The organism is Thioclava sp. F36-7, from assembly GCF_002020075.1.
GTDB classification, from domain to species: domain Bacteria; phylum Pseudomonadota; class Alphaproteobacteria; order Rhodobacterales; family Rhodobacteraceae; genus Thioclava; species Thioclava sediminum.
Genome location: NZ_MPZR01000004.1, coordinates 297,981 through 316,748 on the forward strand (window position 1 = coordinate 297,981; position 18,768 = coordinate 316,748).

General features: G+C 63.8%; 20 protein-coding genes and 1 tRNA gene. 10 read left to right on the top strand and 11 right to left on the bottom strand.

The features are described 5' to 3' along the window. Positions 1–35: 35 nt before the first annotated feature. From BMI89_RS09450 to BMI89_RS09495, 10 genes are all read right to left on the bottom strand, one after another. Entirely contained in the window at positions 36–404 is a 369-nt protein-coding gene (locus BMI89_RS09450; RefSeq protein ID WP_078570723.1) for a hypothetical protein, read from the bottom strand. Further along, a complete protein-coding gene (locus tag BMI89_RS09455; protein ID WP_078570724.1) occupies positions 392–1,483 on the bottom strand; it encodes a flagellar type III secretion system protein FlhB in 1,092 nt (363 codons plus the stop codon). Before BMI89_RS09455 ends, BMI89_RS09450 begins: the two co-directional genes overlap by 13 nt. Further along, positions 1,480–2,268 (bottom strand): flagellar biosynthetic protein FliR, encoded by a 789-nt coding sequence (locus BMI89_RS09460; protein WP_078570725.1) that lies wholly within the window; start codon positions 2,266–2,268, stop codon positions 1,480–1,482. Before BMI89_RS09460 ends, BMI89_RS09455 begins: the two co-directional genes overlap by 4 nt. Then, positions 2,265–4,349 carry a flagellar biosynthesis protein FlhA gene (flhA, locus tag BMI89_RS09465; protein WP_078570726.1) on the bottom strand — a complete coding sequence of 695 codons (2,085 nt, stop codon included), beginning with the start codon at positions 4,347–4,349 and terminating at the stop codon, positions 2,265–2,267. The genes BMI89_RS09460 and flhA overlap by 4 nt, the downstream gene beginning before the upstream one ends. Continuing rightward, a complete protein-coding gene (locus tag BMI89_RS09470; RefSeq protein WP_078570727.1) occupies positions 4,349–5,095 on the bottom strand; it encodes a transglycosylase SLT domain-containing protein in 747 nt (248 codons plus the stop codon). Before BMI89_RS09470 ends, flhA begins: the two co-directional genes overlap by 1 nt. 84 nt (positions 5,096–5,179) lie before the next feature. Continuing rightward, positions 5,180–7,489 carry a hypothetical protein gene (locus BMI89_RS09475; protein ID WP_078570728.1) on the bottom strand — a complete coding sequence of 770 codons (2,310 nt, stop codon included), beginning with the start codon at positions 7,487–7,489 and terminating at the stop codon, positions 5,180–5,182. Further along, entirely contained in the window at positions 7,486–8,355 is an 870-nt protein-coding gene (gene motA / locus BMI89_RS09480) for a flagellar motor stator protein MotA (protein WP_078570729.1), read from the bottom strand. Before motA ends, BMI89_RS09475 begins: the two co-directional genes overlap by 4 nt. 77 nt (positions 8,356–8,432) lie before the next feature. Beyond that, positions 8,433–9,035 (bottom strand): hypothetical protein, encoded by a 603-nt coding sequence (locus tag BMI89_RS09485; RefSeq protein ID WP_078570730.1) that lies wholly within the window; start codon positions 9,033–9,035, stop codon positions 8,433–8,435. Next, a complete protein-coding gene (locus BMI89_RS09490; protein WP_078570731.1) occupies positions 9,032–9,385 on the bottom strand; it encodes a hypothetical protein in 354 nt (117 codons plus the stop codon). The genes BMI89_RS09485 and BMI89_RS09490 overlap by 4 nt, the downstream gene beginning before the upstream one ends. A gap of 11 nt (positions 9,386–9,396) precedes the next feature. Continuing rightward, positions 9,397–9,888: a flagellar basal body-associated FliL family protein gene (locus BMI89_RS09495; protein ID WP_078570732.1), complete on the bottom strand. Its 492-nt coding sequence runs from the start codon at positions 9,886–9,888 to the stop codon at positions 9,397–9,399. 122 nt (positions 9,889–10,010) lie between these two features. Between BMI89_RS09495 and fliF the strand changes: the two genes are divergently transcribed. From fliF to fliP, 4 genes are read left to right on the top strand one after another with little or no spacing between them, the layout of a single operon-like run. Continuing rightward, complete coding sequence (fliF, locus tag BMI89_RS09500; protein WP_078570733.1) at positions 10,011–11,636, top strand: flagellar basal-body MS-ring/collar protein FliF; 1,626 nt, start codon at positions 10,011–10,013, stop codon at positions 11,634–11,636. Further along, complete coding sequence (locus BMI89_RS09505; RefSeq protein ID WP_078570734.1) at positions 11,636–12,232, top strand: hypothetical protein; 597 nt, start codon at positions 11,636–11,638, stop codon at positions 12,230–12,232. Before fliF ends, BMI89_RS09505 begins: the two co-directional genes overlap by 1 nt. After that, on the top strand, positions 12,225–12,503 hold the full coding sequence (locus BMI89_RS09510; RefSeq protein WP_078522277.1) for a FliM/FliN family flagellar motor C-terminal domain-containing protein: 279 nt from the start codon (positions 12,225–12,227) through the stop codon (positions 12,501–12,503). The genes BMI89_RS09505 and BMI89_RS09510 overlap by 8 nt, the downstream gene beginning before the upstream one ends. Positions 12,504–12,540: 37 nt before the next feature. Further along, complete coding sequence (fliP, locus tag BMI89_RS09515; RefSeq protein WP_078570841.1) at positions 12,541–13,281, top strand: flagellar type III secretion system pore protein FliP; 741 nt, start codon at positions 12,541–12,543, stop codon at positions 13,279–13,281. A gap of 76 nt (positions 13,282–13,357) precedes the next feature. Here the strand turns inward: fliP and BMI89_RS09520 are convergent. Continuing rightward, positions 13,358–13,433, bottom strand: a tRNA-Lys gene (locus BMI89_RS09520). Between the two features lie 142 nt (positions 13,434–13,575). On the opposite strand from BMI89_RS09520, the gene dapF reads away from it, so the two are divergent. From dapF to BMI89_RS09550, 6 genes are read left to right on the top strand one after another with little or no spacing between them, the layout of a single operon-like run. Beyond that, complete coding sequence (gene dapF, locus BMI89_RS09525; RefSeq protein ID WP_246832005.1) at positions 13,576–14,376, top strand: diaminopimelate epimerase; 801 nt, start codon at positions 13,576–13,578, stop codon at positions 14,374–14,376. Next, positions 14,373–15,635: a tRNA (N(6)-L-threonylcarbamoyladenosine(37)-C(2))-methylthiotransferase MtaB gene (gene mtaB / locus BMI89_RS09530; RefSeq protein ID WP_078570736.1), complete on the top strand. Its 1,263-nt coding sequence runs from the start codon at positions 14,373–14,375 to the stop codon at positions 15,633–15,635. The genes dapF and mtaB overlap by 4 nt, the downstream gene beginning before the upstream one ends. Positions 15,636–15,676: 41 nt before the next feature. Then, positions 15,677–16,099 carry an alternative ribosome rescue aminoacyl-tRNA hydrolase ArfB gene (gene arfB / locus BMI89_RS09535; protein WP_078570737.1) on the top strand — a complete coding sequence of 141 codons (423 nt, stop codon included), beginning with the start codon at positions 15,677–15,679 and terminating at the stop codon, positions 16,097–16,099. Beyond that, a complete protein-coding gene (locus tag BMI89_RS09540; RefSeq protein ID WP_078570738.1) occupies positions 16,089–17,351 on the top strand; it encodes an aminotransferase class III-fold pyridoxal phosphate-dependent enzyme in 1,263 nt (420 codons plus the stop codon). The genes arfB and BMI89_RS09540 overlap by 11 nt, the downstream gene beginning before the upstream one ends. Further along, positions 17,348–18,325, top strand: coding sequence for a phosphotransferase (locus BMI89_RS09545; RefSeq protein ID WP_078570739.1), 978 nt, complete (start codon positions 17,348–17,350; stop codon positions 18,323–18,325). Before BMI89_RS09540 ends, BMI89_RS09545 begins: the two co-directional genes overlap by 4 nt. Beyond that, positions 18,322–18,765, top strand: coding sequence for an NUDIX hydrolase (locus BMI89_RS09550; RefSeq protein WP_143593872.1), 444 nt, complete (start codon positions 18,322–18,324; stop codon positions 18,763–18,765). The genes BMI89_RS09545 and BMI89_RS09550 overlap by 4 nt, the downstream gene beginning before the upstream one ends. The last annotated feature ends 3 nt before the right edge of the window (positions 18,766–18,768 follow it).

Consider the following 18,768-nt stretch of genomic DNA (forward strand, 5'->3'; position numbering starts at 1 on the left):
CCGCGATATCTGTGAGAGACGAGAGATCCCGTGCCTCAGCGCGGCGCGCCTCGTTTCGGGTGACCAAGTTTCGTGACAACGTCATGGCGGCCGACCGCGCGCGCGGTTGCGCCATGCTGCGCAGCAAGCGCGGGGTCGAGATCTTTCCGCGCGGTGCGGAGCCGCGTGTCTTCCAGCGACAGGTAGCGCAGATAGGCGAGGGTGTTCTGCCCGGAGGCTGGTTCCTGCGCGAGCGTCTCCCGGGTCGACCGCTCCTCCGTTTGGAAGCTGGCAATTCGCGCATCGAGCGCGCGCGCCCGGGCGTTCAGCCGTGCGAGCGCTGCAAGCTCCGCCTCCCGCTGCATACGGGTCAATCGGGCGAGTGCCGCCAGCCGCTTTACCTGCAATTTGCTCATTTGCGCCATGCCGCACCTCCGCGTGCCGCCTTGCGCATCTTCTCCGCAAAGCGGATCGCGGCGGCGACGGGTTTGTAATGCTCCGGCCGGATTTCCTCGCCGATCTCGATCGCTGCGAACAGCGCCCGCGCGGTCGGCGGGTCCGAATGCACGGGCACCGCGTTCTCCGCCGCGATCTCGCGGATCCGCGCCGCGATCGCATCGACCCCTTTCGACATGCAGACCGGCGCACGCCCCGAGGCGCGATCCCATTTCAGCGCCACCGCGTAATGGGTTGGGTTGACGATCACGACATCGGCCTTGGCGGTGTCGGGAACCGATTGCCGCATCGCAAGCTCCATCCCCTTCTGACGTCGCTGTGCCTTCAGATGAGGATCGCCTTCGGATTGCTTCATTTCGTCGGTCAATTCCTTGCGCGTCATCCGGTTGCGGCGTAGGAATTCGGACCGCTGCCAAAGATAGTCGAGCGCGCCCATCGTGGCGGCGAGGGCGGTGACGATCATCAGAAACTCGGCGATCATCCGAAACAGCAGACCCACGATCTGCACCGGTTCGAGACGCTGCGTGAGCAAAATCAGATCGGCGCGCGCCCTGAGGTAAATGAAAAGAATCGTCGCGATCACGGCGAGTTTCGTCGCGCTCTTGGCGAATTCGAACAGCCCGCTGCGTCCGAATTTCTGCGCAGCATTTTTCAACGGATTGATCCGGCTGAGCTTTGGCTGGATCTTGTCGGGCGCGACCACGATCGCGCGCTGTGCCCAGTAGGCGACGAGCGCGGCGATCATCGGCACCACGAAAAACGGCGCGAGCGGCAGGAGCAGCGTGCCGATGATCCGCCCGCCCAAGGCCGTGCCGCCACCAAGAAACTGCGCGGCCATCTCATCGGCGCGATCCAGCATCGCCATCGCGCCACTGCCGAACCGCGTCACGCTGTAGATGCCAAGGCCGAGCAGCGTCGCAAGAAAGCTGCCATAGACGGCGGCCACGGAAATCTCGGTCGAGCGCACCAGATCGCCCTTGCGCCGTGCCGCGTCCAGCTTATGCGGTGTCGGGTCGAATTCCTTTTCGCCGGCTTCGTCTTCGCTCATTGCACGGCTCCGAACGGGTTGCCGAGGAAGGCCATGACCGCTTCGCGCCAGATCGCGATGGCAGTGGGCGCGCAGAGGGCAAGCAGGATCAGGCCGCCTGCCGTGAGTGCCGGGGCGCCGACGAACGCCACCATCAGCTGCGGCATGGCTCGGTTAATCGCACCAAGCGCGACGTTGTAGATCAGCCCGGTGACCGCGAAGGGGGCGGCGAGCTTGAAGGCGAGCGAAAACGCATGCGCGACACCCGAGACGCCCCAGCGCCGCAGCGCATCCGGATCGGGCCATTCGCCCACCGGTAACACCTGATAGGTTCCGATCAGAAACTCGATGAGCTGGACGTGAAACCCGAGGCTCATCAGCACCGCGATCCCTGCGATCAGCAGCAGGTTCCCGATCGCGGGTTGCGGCTCTCCGCCCATTCCGCCGAGCAGCTGCGAGAGAGAACTCGACTGCGCCGCCATTGTGCCTGCGATTTGCAGAGCGAAGACAAAGGCGCGCAATCCGAAGCCAAGAAAGAGGCCGATCGCGATTTCCGAGGCCAGCCACAGCGGCAAAGCCGTCCCCTGGTCGAAACTGGCGAGCGTCGGTGCGAGGGCCGGAACCGTCACCAGGGTTATCGCGAGGGCGACCCCCGTCTTGATCCGCGCCGGCAGGCTCGTCTCGCCAAAGCCCGGGGCCATGGCGACAATCCCGCCCACCCGCAGCAAGACAATGAAACCCATGAACAAAAAGCTTCGTGCTTGTTGCAGGATCTCGCTGAGCAGATCGAGAAGCGACGGGCTCATGCGGGGACCTGTCCGACCATCGCGGGCCGCGCCTCCAGGCCGATTTCTTCGTAGCTCAGGACCGGCGCGTTCAGCCCTTTGGCGTTGATGACCGTGCGCAAGAACCGCCGCCTGCGCCCTGAAGTGACCAGTGCCGGGAAGGTCCCCGCCTGAGCCGCCCCGGCGAGTTTCTCGGCGATATTCGCCGCCAGCTTGTTGAACAGGTCAGGTGGCAAGGCGACATCACTGCCCGCCTCGCCCCCGATCGTGTATTTTCCGAAGCGTTCCTCCCAATCGGGCGCCAGCTGAATCAGGGGGATCGTGCCGTCCTCGCGACGCAGATCGGCAACGAGCTGGAAGCCGAGGCGCTGCCGCACATGTTCGCAGATCGGCTCGGGGCTTTGCAGGTGGCGCGCCTCCGAGATTGCCTCGACGATCAGCAGAAGGTTGCGGATCGAGACTCGTTCATCGAGCAGTAGCCTTAACACCGAAAGCAGCAGATCGACCGGCACCTTGTCGGGAATGAGCTCGTCGAGAACGCGTCGATTGGCTTGTGCGCGCGTCGGATCGGAGAGGTTCGCGACTTCGTCGAGCAGCCGACGCAGCGCCCGCAACGTCATCAGCCGCGAGAAATTCGCCTTGATCACTTCGAGAAGATGCGTCGCGAGCACCTCCGTCGGCCCGACCACGGTTGAGCCGGCAAGCGCCGCGTCTTCCTGCTGATGGGCGGGCACCCAAAGCGCGGGCGCGTGGAACACCGGTTCGCGGACCTCCTCGCCGTCAGGCAGAAAATCGCGATTGTCCGCGATCAGCGCAAGAACATGCTCCGGCATCAGCCGATCGCGCGCCTGCTCCACCCCCTGAACGCGGATGCGGTAATGACCGGGCGGCAAAGTGGCGTCGTCGGTCAGCCGAATTTCAGGGAGGATCAATCCGAAATTCGCCGCGACGTGATTGCGCATGTTGGAGATGCGCGCGTCCAGACCCGTCGCCGGATCGAGCGCCATCTTGACCAGATCCGGGGCGAATTCGACATGGATATCGTCGATGTCGAGCACGTCACCCATGGATTTCTGCTTCGGCCCGGTCTCTGGCGCAGGCATTTTCATCGCCTCGCGCCGTGCACGCGCCCGTTCGGCGCGCCGCAGCATATAGGCTGCCGTGCCGAGGATGACGGCCCCCGCGGTGAAAGGCACGAAGGGGAGGCCCGGCACGAGACCGAAAAGCGCCATCAAGACCGCAACGGTGGTCAGGGCGGCCGGGTATTTACCAAGTTGGCGGAACAATTCCAGATCAGTGGAGCCTTTCGCCCCGCCGCGCGATAGCAAAATGGCCGCTGCGATCGAGATGATGACCGCCGGTATCTGGCTGACGAGGCCGTCGCCGACCGTGAGGATCGCATAGGTCTCAAGCGCGCGATCGAGCGGCATTCCATGCACGACGGTGCCGATAAGCAACCCGACGACGAGGTTGAGCATCGTGATTAACAGCCCGGCAACTGCGTCCCCTTTGACGAATTTGGATGCCCCGTCGAGCGAGCCGAAAAAGGTGGTTTCCGCCTGCTCGCGTTCGCGCCGCTCTCGCGCTTCGGCATGGTTGATCGCGCCCGCGTTCATGTCGCTGTCGATCGCAAGCTGCTTACCCGGCATCGCGTCGAGCGCGAAGCGCGCGCCGACCTCGGCCATGCGCCCCGCACCTTTGGTGATCACGATGAAATTCACGATTAGGATCACGCAGAACACGACCAGCCCGATCAGGACCGAGCCGCTCATGATGAAATTCGCGAACCCTTCGATAACGCCGCCCGCCGCACCCGTGCCAGTGTGTCCGTTTCCGATGATGAGTTTCGTCGAGGTGACGTTGAGCGACAGCCGCAGCATGAGCGTCGCAAGGAGAATGGTGGGAAAGGCGGAGAAATCGAGCGGACGTTCGATGAACAGGGTGACCGTGAAGATCAGGATCGCGAGGGCGAAAGAGGTGGCGAGACCGATGTCGAGAATCCAGGAGGGCACCGGCAGGATCATCATCGCGATGACCGCCATCAGCGCGAGCGCCAGCAGGATCGTTGGCTGAAACGCGCGTTGCACGAGCGGGGTCGCCATCACATCCCTCGCGCTTTCCGCGCGGCACGCGCGAACAGGGAGGCGCCCGGGGCACCGCCCGGTCGGGGCGGCTCTGCGTCTTTCGACCTGAGCAGAAGCGGGTAGCCGTTCCCTCCGCGTTGTCTTTGGGACGCGCTTTGTGCCAGCACAATGTCGGGAATATCAGGCAATGGACTGGCCGCGGCGGCGGAAGTGGTCATCACGTCTTTCGGGCCGCTCCTGCCTTCGAGTTTCGCGAAAAAGCGGGCAAAGCGTGTCGAATAGCTGTTCGCATGCTCGGGCGTGCGCGAGTGATAGGCGCCCGCCGCTTTCTTCCAGTCACCGCTTTCTGCATAGAGCGATTTCAGAAATTGTGCCGCGTATCGAGCGTTTTCCAACGGGTCGAACATGTCTTCGATCGATGAGAAATGCTGCCCGTGCCATTTGAAATTGATCTGGAAACAGCCGACGTCGAAGCTTCGCGCGCCGCGTTTGAATTCCTTGAAAACGTAAGCCAGCGCCAAATCCCGGCGGTCGAACCAATGCCCAGCGCCTTCCATATTCACGGTCCACGGCCACGGCTCGAAGCCACCCGCGCCTTTTCGTCCGGTCTCATTTAGCGAGATCGCCATGAGCACCGCATAAGGAACACCGCTTTCGCGCGAGGCTTGCTTCGCGGCGGCCTCGCATAGCTGGGGTTGCCCCGCCGCGGATAGCGGAACGAGGGTTAGACAGAGGACATAGAGAGCCCGCCGAAACCAAGGCATGGGATTTTCCCTTTGCAGTGCAATTCTTGCAAACCCAGACCTAGCAGCCAAAGATTTAGAAACCGTTTGCGCCGTTTGTGCGCGTCATTCCTGTGCGGTCGGCAGGGCAAGACGGTCGAGCATTTTCGACAGCGTTTCCCGCTCGGCTTGGCTTCGCTCCAAGAGGCTGCGCGCCTGAGTGATCGGGCCGCCTTGGACCTCCGCCCCAGGCGAAGGCGCCGCACCGAAGGTTTCCAAAAACTGCTTCTCCACCGCATCGGGTGAAGTCTCCAGGTTTGACCAGTCGCCCTTATGCCAGGTTTGTGCGCGCGCATCTTCTGGATTGCCCGCGCGAAGGTAGGCGGCGCGCGCGTCGTCGTGTCGACCAAGCCGGGATAAAGCCTCCGCCCGGAGTTGCTCGACTTGCTGGCCGCCGAGGTCTTTCAGATGGGCGAGGGCAGCTGCAGGGTCCAGTTCAAGAAGCGCTGCCCGAGCGAGCAGCGTTTTGTCCTGCTCCGTCAATGGCGCGGCCTTGCCGAGGAGGCGCACGGCGACTGCCGGCATTCCCAGAGAGATTGCGCGTTCGGCCAATTCTTGTCGCAGGTCCGGTATCTGTGCGACTTCCTCGGCAAGTGGCAATTCGTCGTAGAGGGTGCGAAGGAAAACCGCGTCGCTGGCTTGACCAACCAACCGTGTGAATATTGCCGCGAGCGTGCCGTTCGGGTCCGCGATCGTGGCCGCATCGGCATAAATCTCAAAGGCTTTAGGGAATTCGGAATTCGCGGCGTGTCCGATCGCAGCGATGCGCCGCAACTCCGGTGCCTCCGGCGCTTTGGCGAGTTCGAAGGCGAGCGCCTCTGCATTGGCGAGAGCTGCCGGATCGACCTCTCCGCCCGCATCGATCTGGCCGTTGAGCCATAGGATCAACGCGCGCAACCCCTGCTCTGAATTCGTCTTCGAAAGCGCCTCAAGGTTACCCAAAGCTTGTGGATCCGCATCTTGCGCTTGGATTTCCGCCTCCACTGTATCAAGCGCAGTTCGATCCTCCGTGGTTATTCGGCTGACCGCAGGTTCGAGAGACCTCGCCACATCCGCTGCCCCAATCTGCGTGAGCCGAGCCACAAGGTTTGGTGCCAGAGACCGTCGCAGATCCGCCGGAAGTGCTTCGAAATTTCGGCGGAGCGCGGCGAATTCGACATCTCGTTTTTCGGGCGGCGGGTCTGATGCAAGGAAAGCCCATAGCGCGACCGCACCATCGCAATCTGTGAGCCGCGCGAGCGGCGATGCGGCGGCGGCAGGGTCCTGATCGAGAACCGATCCGACAAAGAGCAGAGCATCTTTGCTAGGACCATCGTTGCCCATGTCGCGCAAAAGCGCGCGGGACTCCGTCCCGAAGCCGAAGGCGATGTATAGCCTTGCCAAAGCCATCACCTTACGCGGGTTGGGGACGTCGAATTCACCCAAAAGATCACGGCGTGCATCGCTGATCTGCGCGAAGGCCGGGCGCTCGTCGATCCAGCTCGCGAGGTCGAAATATCGATCGGGAGGGCATTCGGATACCTCCAGTTGCGTCTGGGGTGGCGTGACGAGATGATCTCGATCGATCACGGTCATCGAATCGACGGCGAGATGCGGCGGCAGTGTCGGCGCGGGTGGACCCATCGGATCGTCGGCGCTCTCCGTGGGCGTCTCGCTTGCCGGAGAGTTTACTTGTTGCCCGCTCCTAGAGGGCTGGGACTTCGAAGGCTTCACCTGAGCCGAGACGAGCCCCTGCGATGCCGCCCGCGAAATCTGGCGTAAGAGGCTCTCTTCAATGCCATCAAGTCGCGGATCCGGTTTCGGCGGGATTTGCGGTTTAGGCGCGCTATCCAAAATCGTCACCGGCGCAGCGGTGGTTTCGCGCATATGCGGCGGCTGCCAGAAGAGGTCGAGATAGTCCCGTCCAATCGCGACGGGCTGAACGGTTCTAAGCCGGGGCGGGGAGGATGGCCGCGGCGCATTCGTTGGCGAAGATTTGGCCCGATCGCGCACAGCCGCAGCTGACGCCAGCGCGGCTTGAGCTGGGGGGGCATCCTTGAGGTCGATGACGAATGCACCGCTTTCGAGAGTAAAGGTTTCGGGAACGATTCCGGGTGCGAGTTTCAGAATCAGCGTGCCATCGGGCTCAGCCATGAGCGCTTTCAACCTGTCACGCGGGATCAACTCGAACACGTTCTTAAGCGCATATTGCGGATCTGGTGCGTCGGTCGCGAGGCGAAAACCTCCATCTACGGGAGCAAGAGCCCGACTGGCCGATGCGGGTAGATAGACCACGAGGCGGGAAAAGCCGTCATGCTCGCCCGATTTAACCGGAATTGGCGTGGCATAAGCCGGAGTGAAGGGCAGCAGCAAAAGAAGCGCGATCCAGAACCTCATGCCGCCTCCGATTTCACCGACTTCAAGGCCTCCTCGAGGTCGGAGAAGCTTGGGCGAATGTGGTGGGGCGTGTTCTGGCGACCGACTTCGATGCAGATATTGGTTGCGTGATTGTGCAGGTTGGCGATCAACACCTCGCGGATCAGTTTGTAGAAGTGGCTGTCTTCGTCGATCACCCCCTTCATCCGGCTCGCAAAGGGGGCGATGAACCCGTAGGCGAGGAACACGCCGAGAAAGGTCCCGACAAGCGCGCCCCCGATCATCTTGCCGAGAATTTCGGGGGGCTGGTCGATCGACCCCATGGTCTTGATGACCCCGAGCACCGCCGCGACGATCCCGAGCGCGGGCATCGCGTCGGCAACGGACTGCATCGCGTGGCTCGAATGCATGGCGTGGTGGTAATTCGCCTCGAGCTGCTTATCGAGCACCTCTTCCACTTGCATGGGGTCGTCGTAATTCATCGAGGCCGATCGCATCGTATCGCAGATGATGTCGATCGCCTCGTGATCGTGCAGGATTTTCGGATACTTCCCGAAAATCGAAGAACTCTCCGGGTCTTCGATATGCTCTTCGATCGCGACGGGGTTCTGACGGGCAAGCCGGATCAGTTCGAACAACAGGCAAAGAAGATCGCGGTAGTCGTCGGGCTTCCATTTCGGTCCTTTGAAAACCTTTCCGACATCCCTCAGCGTGTGCTTGATCGAGGCCATGTCGTTCGACAGAACGAAGGCGCCGACGGCGGCGCCGCCGATCATGATCATCTCGAAGGGCAGGGATTTCAGGATGATCCCCATCTTCCCGCCCGCCGCGACATAGCCGCCGAAAACCATCGCGAAGATGATCACGATGCCGATGATGCCGATCATGGAAAGCCCCTTCCGTTTCTCTTGGGCGACTTTAAATGATTCGGTTTAAGAAATGCCCAAGACCCTTAACGTCTGCCTCAGTCGCGGGGCGCGCCTGCGTTGCGACCCGCCATCAGGACGCTGATCGCGTAGGCCGTTTTCGGCTCGAGGCTTTCCATAACCGCGGCTGCAGCAGCGGGACGCATCCGTGCGAGAAAACCTGCGGCGAAATTCGGGTCCATTTCGGCGAAAAGCGGGGCGGCCTGTTTCGGCTTCATGTTCTCGTAAAGGGCGACGAGCTTTCCGACATCTTTCTCGGCCGCGCCATCTGCCACGGCCACGGTCTTGGACAGCGCCTCTTCCGCCGCGACGAGATCATTCAGACGCGCTTCCAACCGGGTTTCCGCGAGAGCGAGCGCATTGCGGCGGTCGCTGAGCAACCCCTCCTGTTCGACGAGTTTCTCCTCTCGCACCTTGAGATCTGCAAGCATTGCCATGAACCCCGCGTCGTCGATGCAATCGTCTTCCGGTTTCGCCGCTTCGGTCTCATGCGCGGGGCCGGTCGCCTCGCGCGCCCAGGCTCCAAATTGAGCAAGCTGCAATCCGCCGGACAGGACGAAAAGCGCGGCGATGATCCAGAGCGCACCGCGGCCCGGGCGGGATTTTCGACGGCCAGGTTTGCGCTTGGGCAGACGGCTCATTGCGCCGCCTCCATATCCGTTTCCCGGTGCCGTCGGCGCAGCACACGGCGGCGCGGTTCACCGTCATCGGGCAGATCGTGCAGCGAGGCCAGAAGCAGTTCGAGCTTCTCTGCACCTGCTTCCGCGCGTTCCGTCAGGGCACGCAATTGCCGCTCGGAGGTGCCCGTGGTCGCCTGCGCCCGCTCGAGCGCGCGCGTCATGTCATCGACCTGTGCGGACAGCACGGCGATCGCCCCGCCCATCCCGGTCTCCAGCTGATTGAACCGCTTGAGCCTGCGCGCGAGCACGAAGCAATAAATCGCCGCCGCCAAGGCCGCGAGTCCGGATATGGTTTCGGCAAGGAATTGCATCGCTCTCTCCTTCAGTTCAGCACGAATTCGATGACCAGAAGGTCGCGCACGCGCCCGTCTCCGGTGACCAGTTGCACCCGCCGCAACATCTGCGCGCGCAGGCGAATCATCGCGCTTGGATCCTCCAGAAGGCTGACATCGACCGCGCGCAAATACCCGTTCAGCACGTCCATCACGCGCGGCTTCAAAAGCTCCACGTCGTGCTGATAGGCGCTGGGCACCTCAAGCTCGGCCGCGAACCGCAGGTGGCGCGCGGATGCCCCGCTCAGCGTGATCGCGAGCGGTTCGAGTGCGACATAGGCGATATCGGGAAGCGCCTCGGGCGTGTGCGCCTCCGGTCCGGCGGCGCCGTGCGCCGTGTCCGGAGGCGCAAGAATCAGCCCCGAATAGACCGTGTAGAACCCCCCGCCGCCCAGCAACAGCATGAGTACCAGACCGATCAGGAGCATCAGCTTGGACTTTTTTTTTGGTGGCTCTTCGGCCTCTGCAGTGGCGTCCGTCATAGGGGCCTCGCTGTTGCGGTTCGAGACTTGGAATACCCGAGTCGGACTAACCGATTGTTAATCGCATTAAGGGATGGTGCCTGCGACGCCCGGGTAGAACGCCCGCTCTCTGGAGGTTCGTCTTGCAGCAACTCATCGACACTTGGGCCGGCTTGGATATGCGCAGGAAACTCGCCGCAGTTTTTGGGGTGATCGCCATGATCGCCACGGTTTTCGCCATCGGGTCGATCGCGTCGAAGCCTACGTTTGCGCTGCTTTACGCGGGGGTTGGCAGCGCGGAATCGGGGGAGGTGATCTCGGCGCTCGAACAGCGCGGCGTAGTCTATGAGGTGCGTGGCGACTCGATTTTCGTGGCCGCACCGCAGCGCGACGAATTGCGGATGACGCTTGCCTCGCAAGGTCTGCCCGCAACCGGCGGGGCGGGCTATGAACTGCTCGATTCGCTGTCGGGTTTCGGCACGACCTCGCAGATGTTCGACGCCGCCTATTGGCGCGCGAAAGAGGGGGAATTGGCGCGAACGATCGCCGCCGTGCCGTCGATCCGATCGGCACGGGTGCATATCGCGCATCCGACGAATATGCCGTTTCGCGGGACGCCCGAGCCGACCGCCTCGGTGACGATCACGCCGACGCTCGGGGGCTTGAGCGGCGCGCAGGCGAAGGCGGTGCGCTACCTCGTGGCCTCGGCGGTGACCGGCATGACGCCCGAAGATGTCTCGGTGATCGACTCGGTGCGGGGGCTCATCCCCTTTAACGACAATCCCGCGCTGCCCGGCAGCGGGGAGGATCGCGCGCAAGCGTTGAAGCAGAATGTCGAACGGCTGCTCGAGCCGCGTGTGGGGCCCGGAAACGTCGTGGTCGAAGTGGCGCTCGACACTGCGACAGAGCGCGAGGCGATCACCGAAAGGCGCTTCGATCCGGAGGGGCGCGTGGCGATTTCTACCGATACGTCGGAGACCTCGAAGACCTCCGACTCGACCACGCCACCGGCAACGACCGTCGCCTCGAACTTGCCCGATAACGGCACCGGCGCGACCGGAAAATCGCAAAGCCGCACGAGCGAGACCCGCGCGCGCACCAATTTCGAGGTGTCGGAGACGCGCCGCGAATTGCTGCGCGCGCCCGGCGCACTCAAGCGGCTCAGCGTGGCCGTGCTCGTCGATGGGGTGCGCGGGATCAACCCGGATGGAACGCCAAGCTGGGAACCACGCAGCGATGCCGAACTGGCCGATCTGCGCGAACTCGTCGCCTCGGCGGTCGGGTTCGACGAGGCGCGTGGCGACGTGATCACCCTGCGGTCGATGCAGTTCGAGGCGCTGCCAGACGCGGGAACCGTCGCAGGGCCCGGCTTCATCGACAGCATGGCGCTCGATCTGACGCAGATCATCCAGATCGCGGTCCTTGCGATCGTCGCGCTCGTGCTTGGTCTTTTCGTCGCGCGCCCGATCCTGCTGCAGAAATCACGTGCAGGCGCGGCGGAGTTGCCCGCGCCCAGCGCCTCGGAGGAGGGCGCCACGGCGTCGACGGCGCTCACCGGTGAGATCGACGACGGAGACATGCCGGACATGAACATGCAGCTGGTGTCCGATTTCGACCTCGGTGACCTGCCGATGGCGACACATGCGGATTTCGATCTGGACCGTCCCGCCGACCCCGTCGACCGATTGAAGAAGATGATTGAAGAGCGGCAGGCGGAAACCGTCGAAATCCTGCGTAGCTGGATGGAAGAGCCGTCGGAGAACACATGATGGGGCAAAGGCTTAAACTGGAATCCTTTGAGCCGAACTCGGCAGAGGCGGGTGAAATCGCGCTCCCGCCGGCCGAGTTGGAAGAGGCCAAGCTGGCCGCCTTCGAGACCGGATATCAGGCCGGGTGGGACGATGCCGTTGCCGCGCAAAATGCGGAAACCGCGCGACTTCACGCCGATCTGGGGCGCAACCTGAAGGCGCTGGGCTTCACCTATCACGAAGCGCGCCAGCACATGCTCGACGCGCTCCAGCCGCTTCTGGTCGAGATCTGCGGCAAGCTGTTGCCCGAGCTTTCGCGTGCGTCGCTTGGCCCCGTCGTGGCCGAGCAGTTGATGCCGATTGCCGAGGATCTCTGCGCGACGCCGATTACGGTGGTCGGCAATCCGATCGCATTGCCGCAGGTTCAAGAGGCGCTCGCGCCACGTGCAGACTTGCCACTCGTCTTCGCGGCAGAGCCCAGCCTTGGCGAGGGCCAGGTCTATCTGCGCTTCGCCGATACCGAGACCCGCGTCGATCTCGACGCCGTCACCGCCGCCATTTCGCGCGCGGTCACGACCTATTTCACCGCCACCGCGAAGGAAAAGCCCGATGAATGAGACCGCGCCGGACGCTTCGACCGCCAATCCCTTTACGCAGGTTCCGATCGAGATCACCATCTCGGTTGGCAAGGCCCGCCCGCTGGTGCGCGATTTGCTGCGCCTGAAGCGCGACGCCGTGCTGCCGCTCGACCGGAAAGTGGAGGACCCGGTGGAGCTGTATGTCGGGGATAAGCTGATCGCGCGCGGCGAACTGACAGAGATCGATGGCAGCGACGGGCAGCTTGCGGTGCGGCTTACCGAGGTGGCCGATCTGCAAAACGGGTTGTGAAATGCGCCCCCGCCCGATCTCTCCCGGCACCGCCAAGATGTGCCTGCCTGCGCTTTGGCTCGTCCCGCTCGCCGCATTAACCTTAACGCTCGCGGCGCTACCCGCGCAGGCTCAGGACATTACGCTCTCTGTCGGGGAAGGCGACAGCCTCGCGGGTCGCTCCTTGCTGATCATTGCGGCGATCACGCTGCTCAGCCTCGCGCCCGGGCTCGCGATCATGGTCACGGCCTTTCCGTTCATCGTCACGGTGCTGTCGATTCTGCGCCAAGCCCTCGGGTTGCAGCAATCGCCGCCGAATATGCTGATCATCAGCCTCGCGCTGTTCCTGACATGGTTCATCATGGAGCCGGTCTTCCTCGAGAGTTGGCGCGTCGCGGGCCAGCCCCTGATCGACGGCGCGATCGACTGGCAGGAGGCGTTCACCAAGGGGATCGAGCCTTTCCGCACTTTCATGGCCGGGCGCACGAACCCCGACACCTTCGCAGCCTTGGCCGAGTTGCGCAGCGGCACGCCCGCACCGGAAAGCCTTGAAGGCGCGCCGCTCTCGACTCTCGTGCCGTCTTTCATGCTGTCCGAAGTCACCCGCGCCTTCCAGATCGGCTTCCTCGTTTACCTGCCGTTTCTGATCATCGACCTCGTCGTCTCGGCGGTTTTGATGTCGATGGGGATGATGATGGTGCCGCCCGCGGTCGTGGCGCTTCCGTTCAAGCTCGCCTTTTTCGTGGTGGCCGACGGCTGGGTGCTGCTCTCGGGGGCCTTGGTGCGCAGTTATTTCTGACGCCGGAGGCTGGGCCGCATAACCGCAGGCCCAGAAACGCAAAAACCCGGGCCGAAGCCCGGGTTTCTGAGGGTGATGGTGAGCCGTGCAGGATTCGAACCTGCGACCCACTGATTAAAAGTCAGTTGCTCTACCAACTGAGCTAACGGCCCATCACAGGGCGCGTCTCTACAAACCCCCGCCGGGGGGGTCAAGGCAAAAAATTCACAAAAATTGCACATCTGGAAAAAACCTTGGCGCGGGCGTATATCGCGCGCCATGAATACAAAGCGCACACAGAGCGGACTGCCCTTCATGAAGATGCATGGGCTCGGCAATGACTTCGTCGTGATCGACGCCCGTGAGGGCGATGATCCGGTTACGCCTGCGCTCGCGCGTGCGCTCGGGGATCGGCATCGCGGCGTGGGATTTGACCAGCTTGCCGTGATCCGCCCTGCACAAGGGGCTGATTTCACGCTCGAATTCTGGAATTCCGACGGCACGCGGGCCGGCGCTTGCGGCAATGCGACTCGCTGCGTGAGCGATTACATGATGCGCCAGCTCGACCGGACCGATGTCACGCTCCTGACCGAACGGGGCCAGCTTGCCGCGGTGCGGCGCGAGGACGGGATGGTCTCGGTCAATATGGGCGCGCCGATTCTCGAAGCGGCGCAAATTCCGATTCTGCCCGGCATCGATCCGGCGCATCTGCCGCTTGGCGGCGACCCGATCGCGGTTGGCATGGGTAACCCGCATTGCGTCTTCTTCGTCGACGACGCCGAGGCGGTCGAAGTGGATCGCCAAGGCCCGGTGATCGAGCATGATCCCCTGTTCCCCGAGCGCACCAATGTCGAATTCGCCAGCGTGATCGGTCCCGACCATCTGAGGATGCGCGTCTGGGAGCGCGGCACCGGCATCACGCTGGCCTGCGGCTCGGGCACCTGCGCCACCGCCGTCGCCGCGCATCTGCGGGGGCTCACCGGCAAGCGCGTCCTCGTCGATGTCGATGGCGGCCAGCTGGAGATCGACTGGCGCGACGATGGCGTCTGGATGACCGGCCCCACCGCGCATGTCTTCGATGCGACCCTCACCCAAGATTTTCTGGACGCGATATGAAACCGCCCGTTTTCTCGACCCTCGGCTGCCGTCTCAATGCCTATGAGACGGAGGCGATGAAGGAATTGGCTGCAGGCGCCGGGCTCGAAGGGGCCGTGGTCGTCAATACCTGCGCCGTGACCGCCGAGGCGGTGCGCAAGGCCAAGCAGGAGATCCGCCGTCTCTCGCGCGAGAACCCGGATGTGCCGGTGATTGTGACCGGCTGCGCTGCGCAGACCGAGCCCGAGACCTTCGCCGCGATGCCCGAGGTCACCAAGATCATCGGCAATCATGAGAAGATGCAGGCAGACACCTGGGCGCAGCTCGCTCCGCAAGGCCCCGATTTCATCGGCGAGACCGAGCGCGTGATGGTCGACGACATCATGTCGGTGAAGGAAACAGCCGGCCACCTGATCGACGGGTTCGGCCGCCATCGCGCCTATGTGCAGGTGCAAAACGGCTGCGATCACCGCTGCACCTTCTGCATCATCCCCTTCGGGCGCGGCAATTCGCGCTCCGTCCCCGCGGGCGTCGTGGTCGAGCAGATCAAGCGCCTCGTGGATCGCGGCTTCAACGAGGTCGTCCTGACCGGGGTCGATCTGACCTCCTGGGGCGCGGACCTGCCGGGCGAGCCGCGTCTGGGCGATCTGGTGATGCGAATCCTGCGCCTCGTGCCGGACCTGCCGCGCCTGCGCATCTCTTCCATCGACTCGATCGAGGCCGATGAGAACCTTATGCTGGCGATAGCCACCGAGCCGCGTCTGATGCCGCACCTGCATCTCAGCCTTCAGGCGGGCGACGACATGATCCTCAAGCGGATGAAGCGCCGTCACCTGCGCGACGATGCCATCGCCTTCACCGAAGAAGCGCGCAAGCTGCGCCCCGGGATCGTCTTCGGCGCGGACATCATCGCGGGCTTTCCGACCGAGACCGAGGAGATGTTCGAGAACTCCCTGCGGCTCGTCGATGATTGCGGGCTGACCTTCCTGCATGTCTTCCCCTATTCCGCGCGCAAGGGCACCCCCGCCGCGCGGATGCCCGCCGTGAAGGGCCCGATCGTCAAGGAGCGCGCGGCCCGGCTGCGCGCGAAGGGCGAGGCCGCGCTGGCCGCCCATCTCGACGCGCAGGTCGGCACCGAACAGCTCGTGCTGACCGAGACCCCGCGCGTCGCGCGCACCGAAGGCTTTGCCGAGGTGGCATTCGAGAGCGACCAGCCCGAGGGCACGCTGATGACCGTGCGCATCACCGGCCATGACGGGTCGCGGTTGCTGGCGGGGTAAAGGGGGCTTTCGTTTTTCGCAGCGTGAGCTAGCTTGTGGCCATGCTGCGGATCAACGATCAGATAACCATCGAGGATTGGGAAATCACCGAAACCTTCACCCGGGCGCAAGGTCCGGGGGGGCAGAATGTGAACAAGGTCTCGACCGCGGTGGAGCTGCGCTTCGAGGCGGAACGCTCGCCGCATCTGCCGCGACCGGTGAAGAACCGCCTGCGCCGGATCGCGGGGCGCAGATGGACCAGCGACGGTGCGCTTTTGCTGCTGGTGCAGGACACGCGCAGTCAGGCGCGCAACCGCGAGATCGCGCGCGACCGTCTGGCCGAGATGATCCGCAAGGCCTGCGAAAAGCCCAAGAAACGCATCCCGACCCGGCCCACGCTCGGCTCGAAGAAGCGGCGGCTGAAGGCGAAGGCGATTCACGGCGAGAAGAAAGCGCTGCGCGGGAAGGTCTCGGATGGGGAATGATCTTTTGGCGCGGCGCGAGCGGCTTCTGGGGCCGAACGTGCCGACCTTCTATGCGCGTCCGGTCGAGATCGTGCGGGGAGAGGGCAGCTCGCTTTTCGACGCCGACGGCCAGCGTTACCTCGACGCCTATAACAACGTCGCCCATTGCGGCCATTGCCACCCACGCATCGTGAAGGCGATCTGCGAACAGGCCGCCACGCTGAACACCCACACCCGCTACCTGCATGAGGGTATCCTCGATTATGCCGAGGCGCTGCTGGCCAAGTTCGGCTTTGACGGCCAGCTTCTGATGACCTGCACCGGGTCGGAGGCCAACGACGTCGCGCTTCGTATGGCGCAGGCGGTGACCGGCAAGCGCGGCTTCATCGCGACCGACAACACCTATCACGGCAACACCACCGCCGTGGCGCATCTCTCGACCCGGCGCCCGCCGATCGGAGGCTGGCCCGACCATATCCGCCGGGTGCCCGCGCCCGACAGTCTTGCGCCTTTGGGCGGATCGCTGGAAGCGCAGCCCGAGGCTTTCGCCGCAAATGTGGCGCAGGCGATTGCCGAACTGGAAGAGAGCGGCCACGGCTTCGCGGGGTTCATGCTCTGCCCGATCTTCGCCAATGAGGGGATGCCCGGCATCGCACCTGGTTTCCTCGACCCGACCGTCGAGGTGATCCGCCGCGCGGGCGGGTTGATCCTCAGCGACGAGGTACAGCCGGGATTCGGCCGGATCGGCTCGCATTTCTGGGGCCACGAATGGCTGGGCTTCACGCCAGACGTGGTCACGATGGGCAAACCGATGGGCAATGGTCATCCGGTCGCGGGCTTGGTGGCGAAGCCCGATGTGATGACCGCCTTCCGCGAGGCCTTCGGCTATTTCAACACGTTCGGCGGCAATCCCGTCTCGGTCGCTGCGGCGATGGAGACCCTGCGCGTGATCGAAGACGAAGGCTTGCAGGAGAACGCGGCGCAGGTTGGCGACTACCTTCTGCAAGGGCTGCGCGATCTGTCCCATCCTCTGATTACTGAGGCGCGCGGCTTGGGATTTTTCCTCGGGATCGAACTTGCGCAGGGCGGCGAACCCGCCAGCGACGCCGCGGGCCGGATCGTCGAGGCGATGCGCGAGCGCCATGTGTTGATGGGCCGGGTGGGCCGGGCACAACACATTCTCAAGATCCGCCCGCCGATGGTCTTCAATCGCACCGATGCCGATGAAATGCTGGAGAAACTTGCGCAAAGTTTCGAGGAGCTTCCTGCATGATTTCGGACGAGACCGCACAGGCGATGGCGGACTCCGCCCTCTATTCCTGGGGGCAGGCGAGCGCGCCGCCGCGTCTGGTGAAGAACCGCGAGAATATCGTCTTCGAGGCGCATCTGAAGGATGGCCGCCATGTCGCGCTGCGGCTGCACCGTCCCGGCTATCAGGGCCGCGCAGGGATCGAGGCCGAGTTGCGCTGGTGCGAAAGCCTCGCCGATCAGGGGATGCCGGTGCCGCGCCCGGTGCGCGCGATGAACGGGGCGCTGACGGGAAGCGTGCGCAACCGCGTCACCTCCTGCGTGGAGTGGCTGGATGGCGCGCCGATCGGCGCGGGCGATCAGCCGCTTTCCGGTTCGCCCGAGGCCGTGCGCGCCGAGGCTCATGCACTGGGTCGTCTGATCGCGCAGCTGCACATCAGCAGCGATGCCGCCCCGCCCGACGGGTTCGACCGGAACCCGTGGGATGGCGAGGGGTTTCTGGGGGAGCGTCCGCTTTGGGGACGTTTCTGGGAACATCCTCAGCTTTCGGAAGTTGAGGCCGCAACGCTGTCTTCGGGCCGCGATCTTGCGCGTGCGCTCTTGGCGCAGGCGCAGGATTACGGTCCGATCCACGCCGATTGCTTGCGTGAGAACGTGCTATCGACCCCGGACGGGCTGGCTCTGATCGACTTCGACGATTGCGGGCCGGGCTATAGGCTTTACGACCTTGCGACGGCGCTGGTGCAGGGCTGGGGCGACCCGCTTTGGGGCGAACAGGCGGCGGGGCTCGTCGAGGGCTATCGCAGCCTGCGTCCGCTTCCGCCCGATCAGGAGGCACTTCTGCCGCTTTTCGTGGCGCTGAGAGCCTTCGCGTCTGCTGGCTGGATTGTGACCCGAGCACCGGGTTCCGATCCGCGCCAAAGACTATATTTAGAACGTGCGCTTGAACTCGCACAGCATTTGGAGAACCGTACGCCGCCATGGGAGACCAGTCGATGAAATGGGCGAAATCCGTCGCGAAGGGCTTGCTGGGGTATCGCCCCGCCTCTTTGCAGGTCGGGGCGCTCTGTCTGCGAATCCGAGACGGCAAGACCCAGGTCCTTCTGATCACCTCGCGCGACACCGGGCGCTGGGTGATCCCGAAAGGCTGGCCGATGCGCGGACGCTCGCTGTCCGGCGCGGCCAAGCAGGAGGCATGGGAAGAAGCCGGGGCCGTCGGCAAGATCGACAAGGAGCCCGCCGGGGCATTCCGCTACGACAAGGTTCTCGATAGCGGCTTGGCCACGCCCACCGATGTCGTCGTCTTCCCGATGCGGGTCGAGACCCTGATGAAGTCCTTTCCCGAAGAGCATCAGCGCAAGCGCAAATGGTTCGCGCCCAAGCAGGCCGCGAAGCTGGTCGCGGAAGAAGGGCTGCAGAAGCTTTTGCGCAAGCTCTGAGCC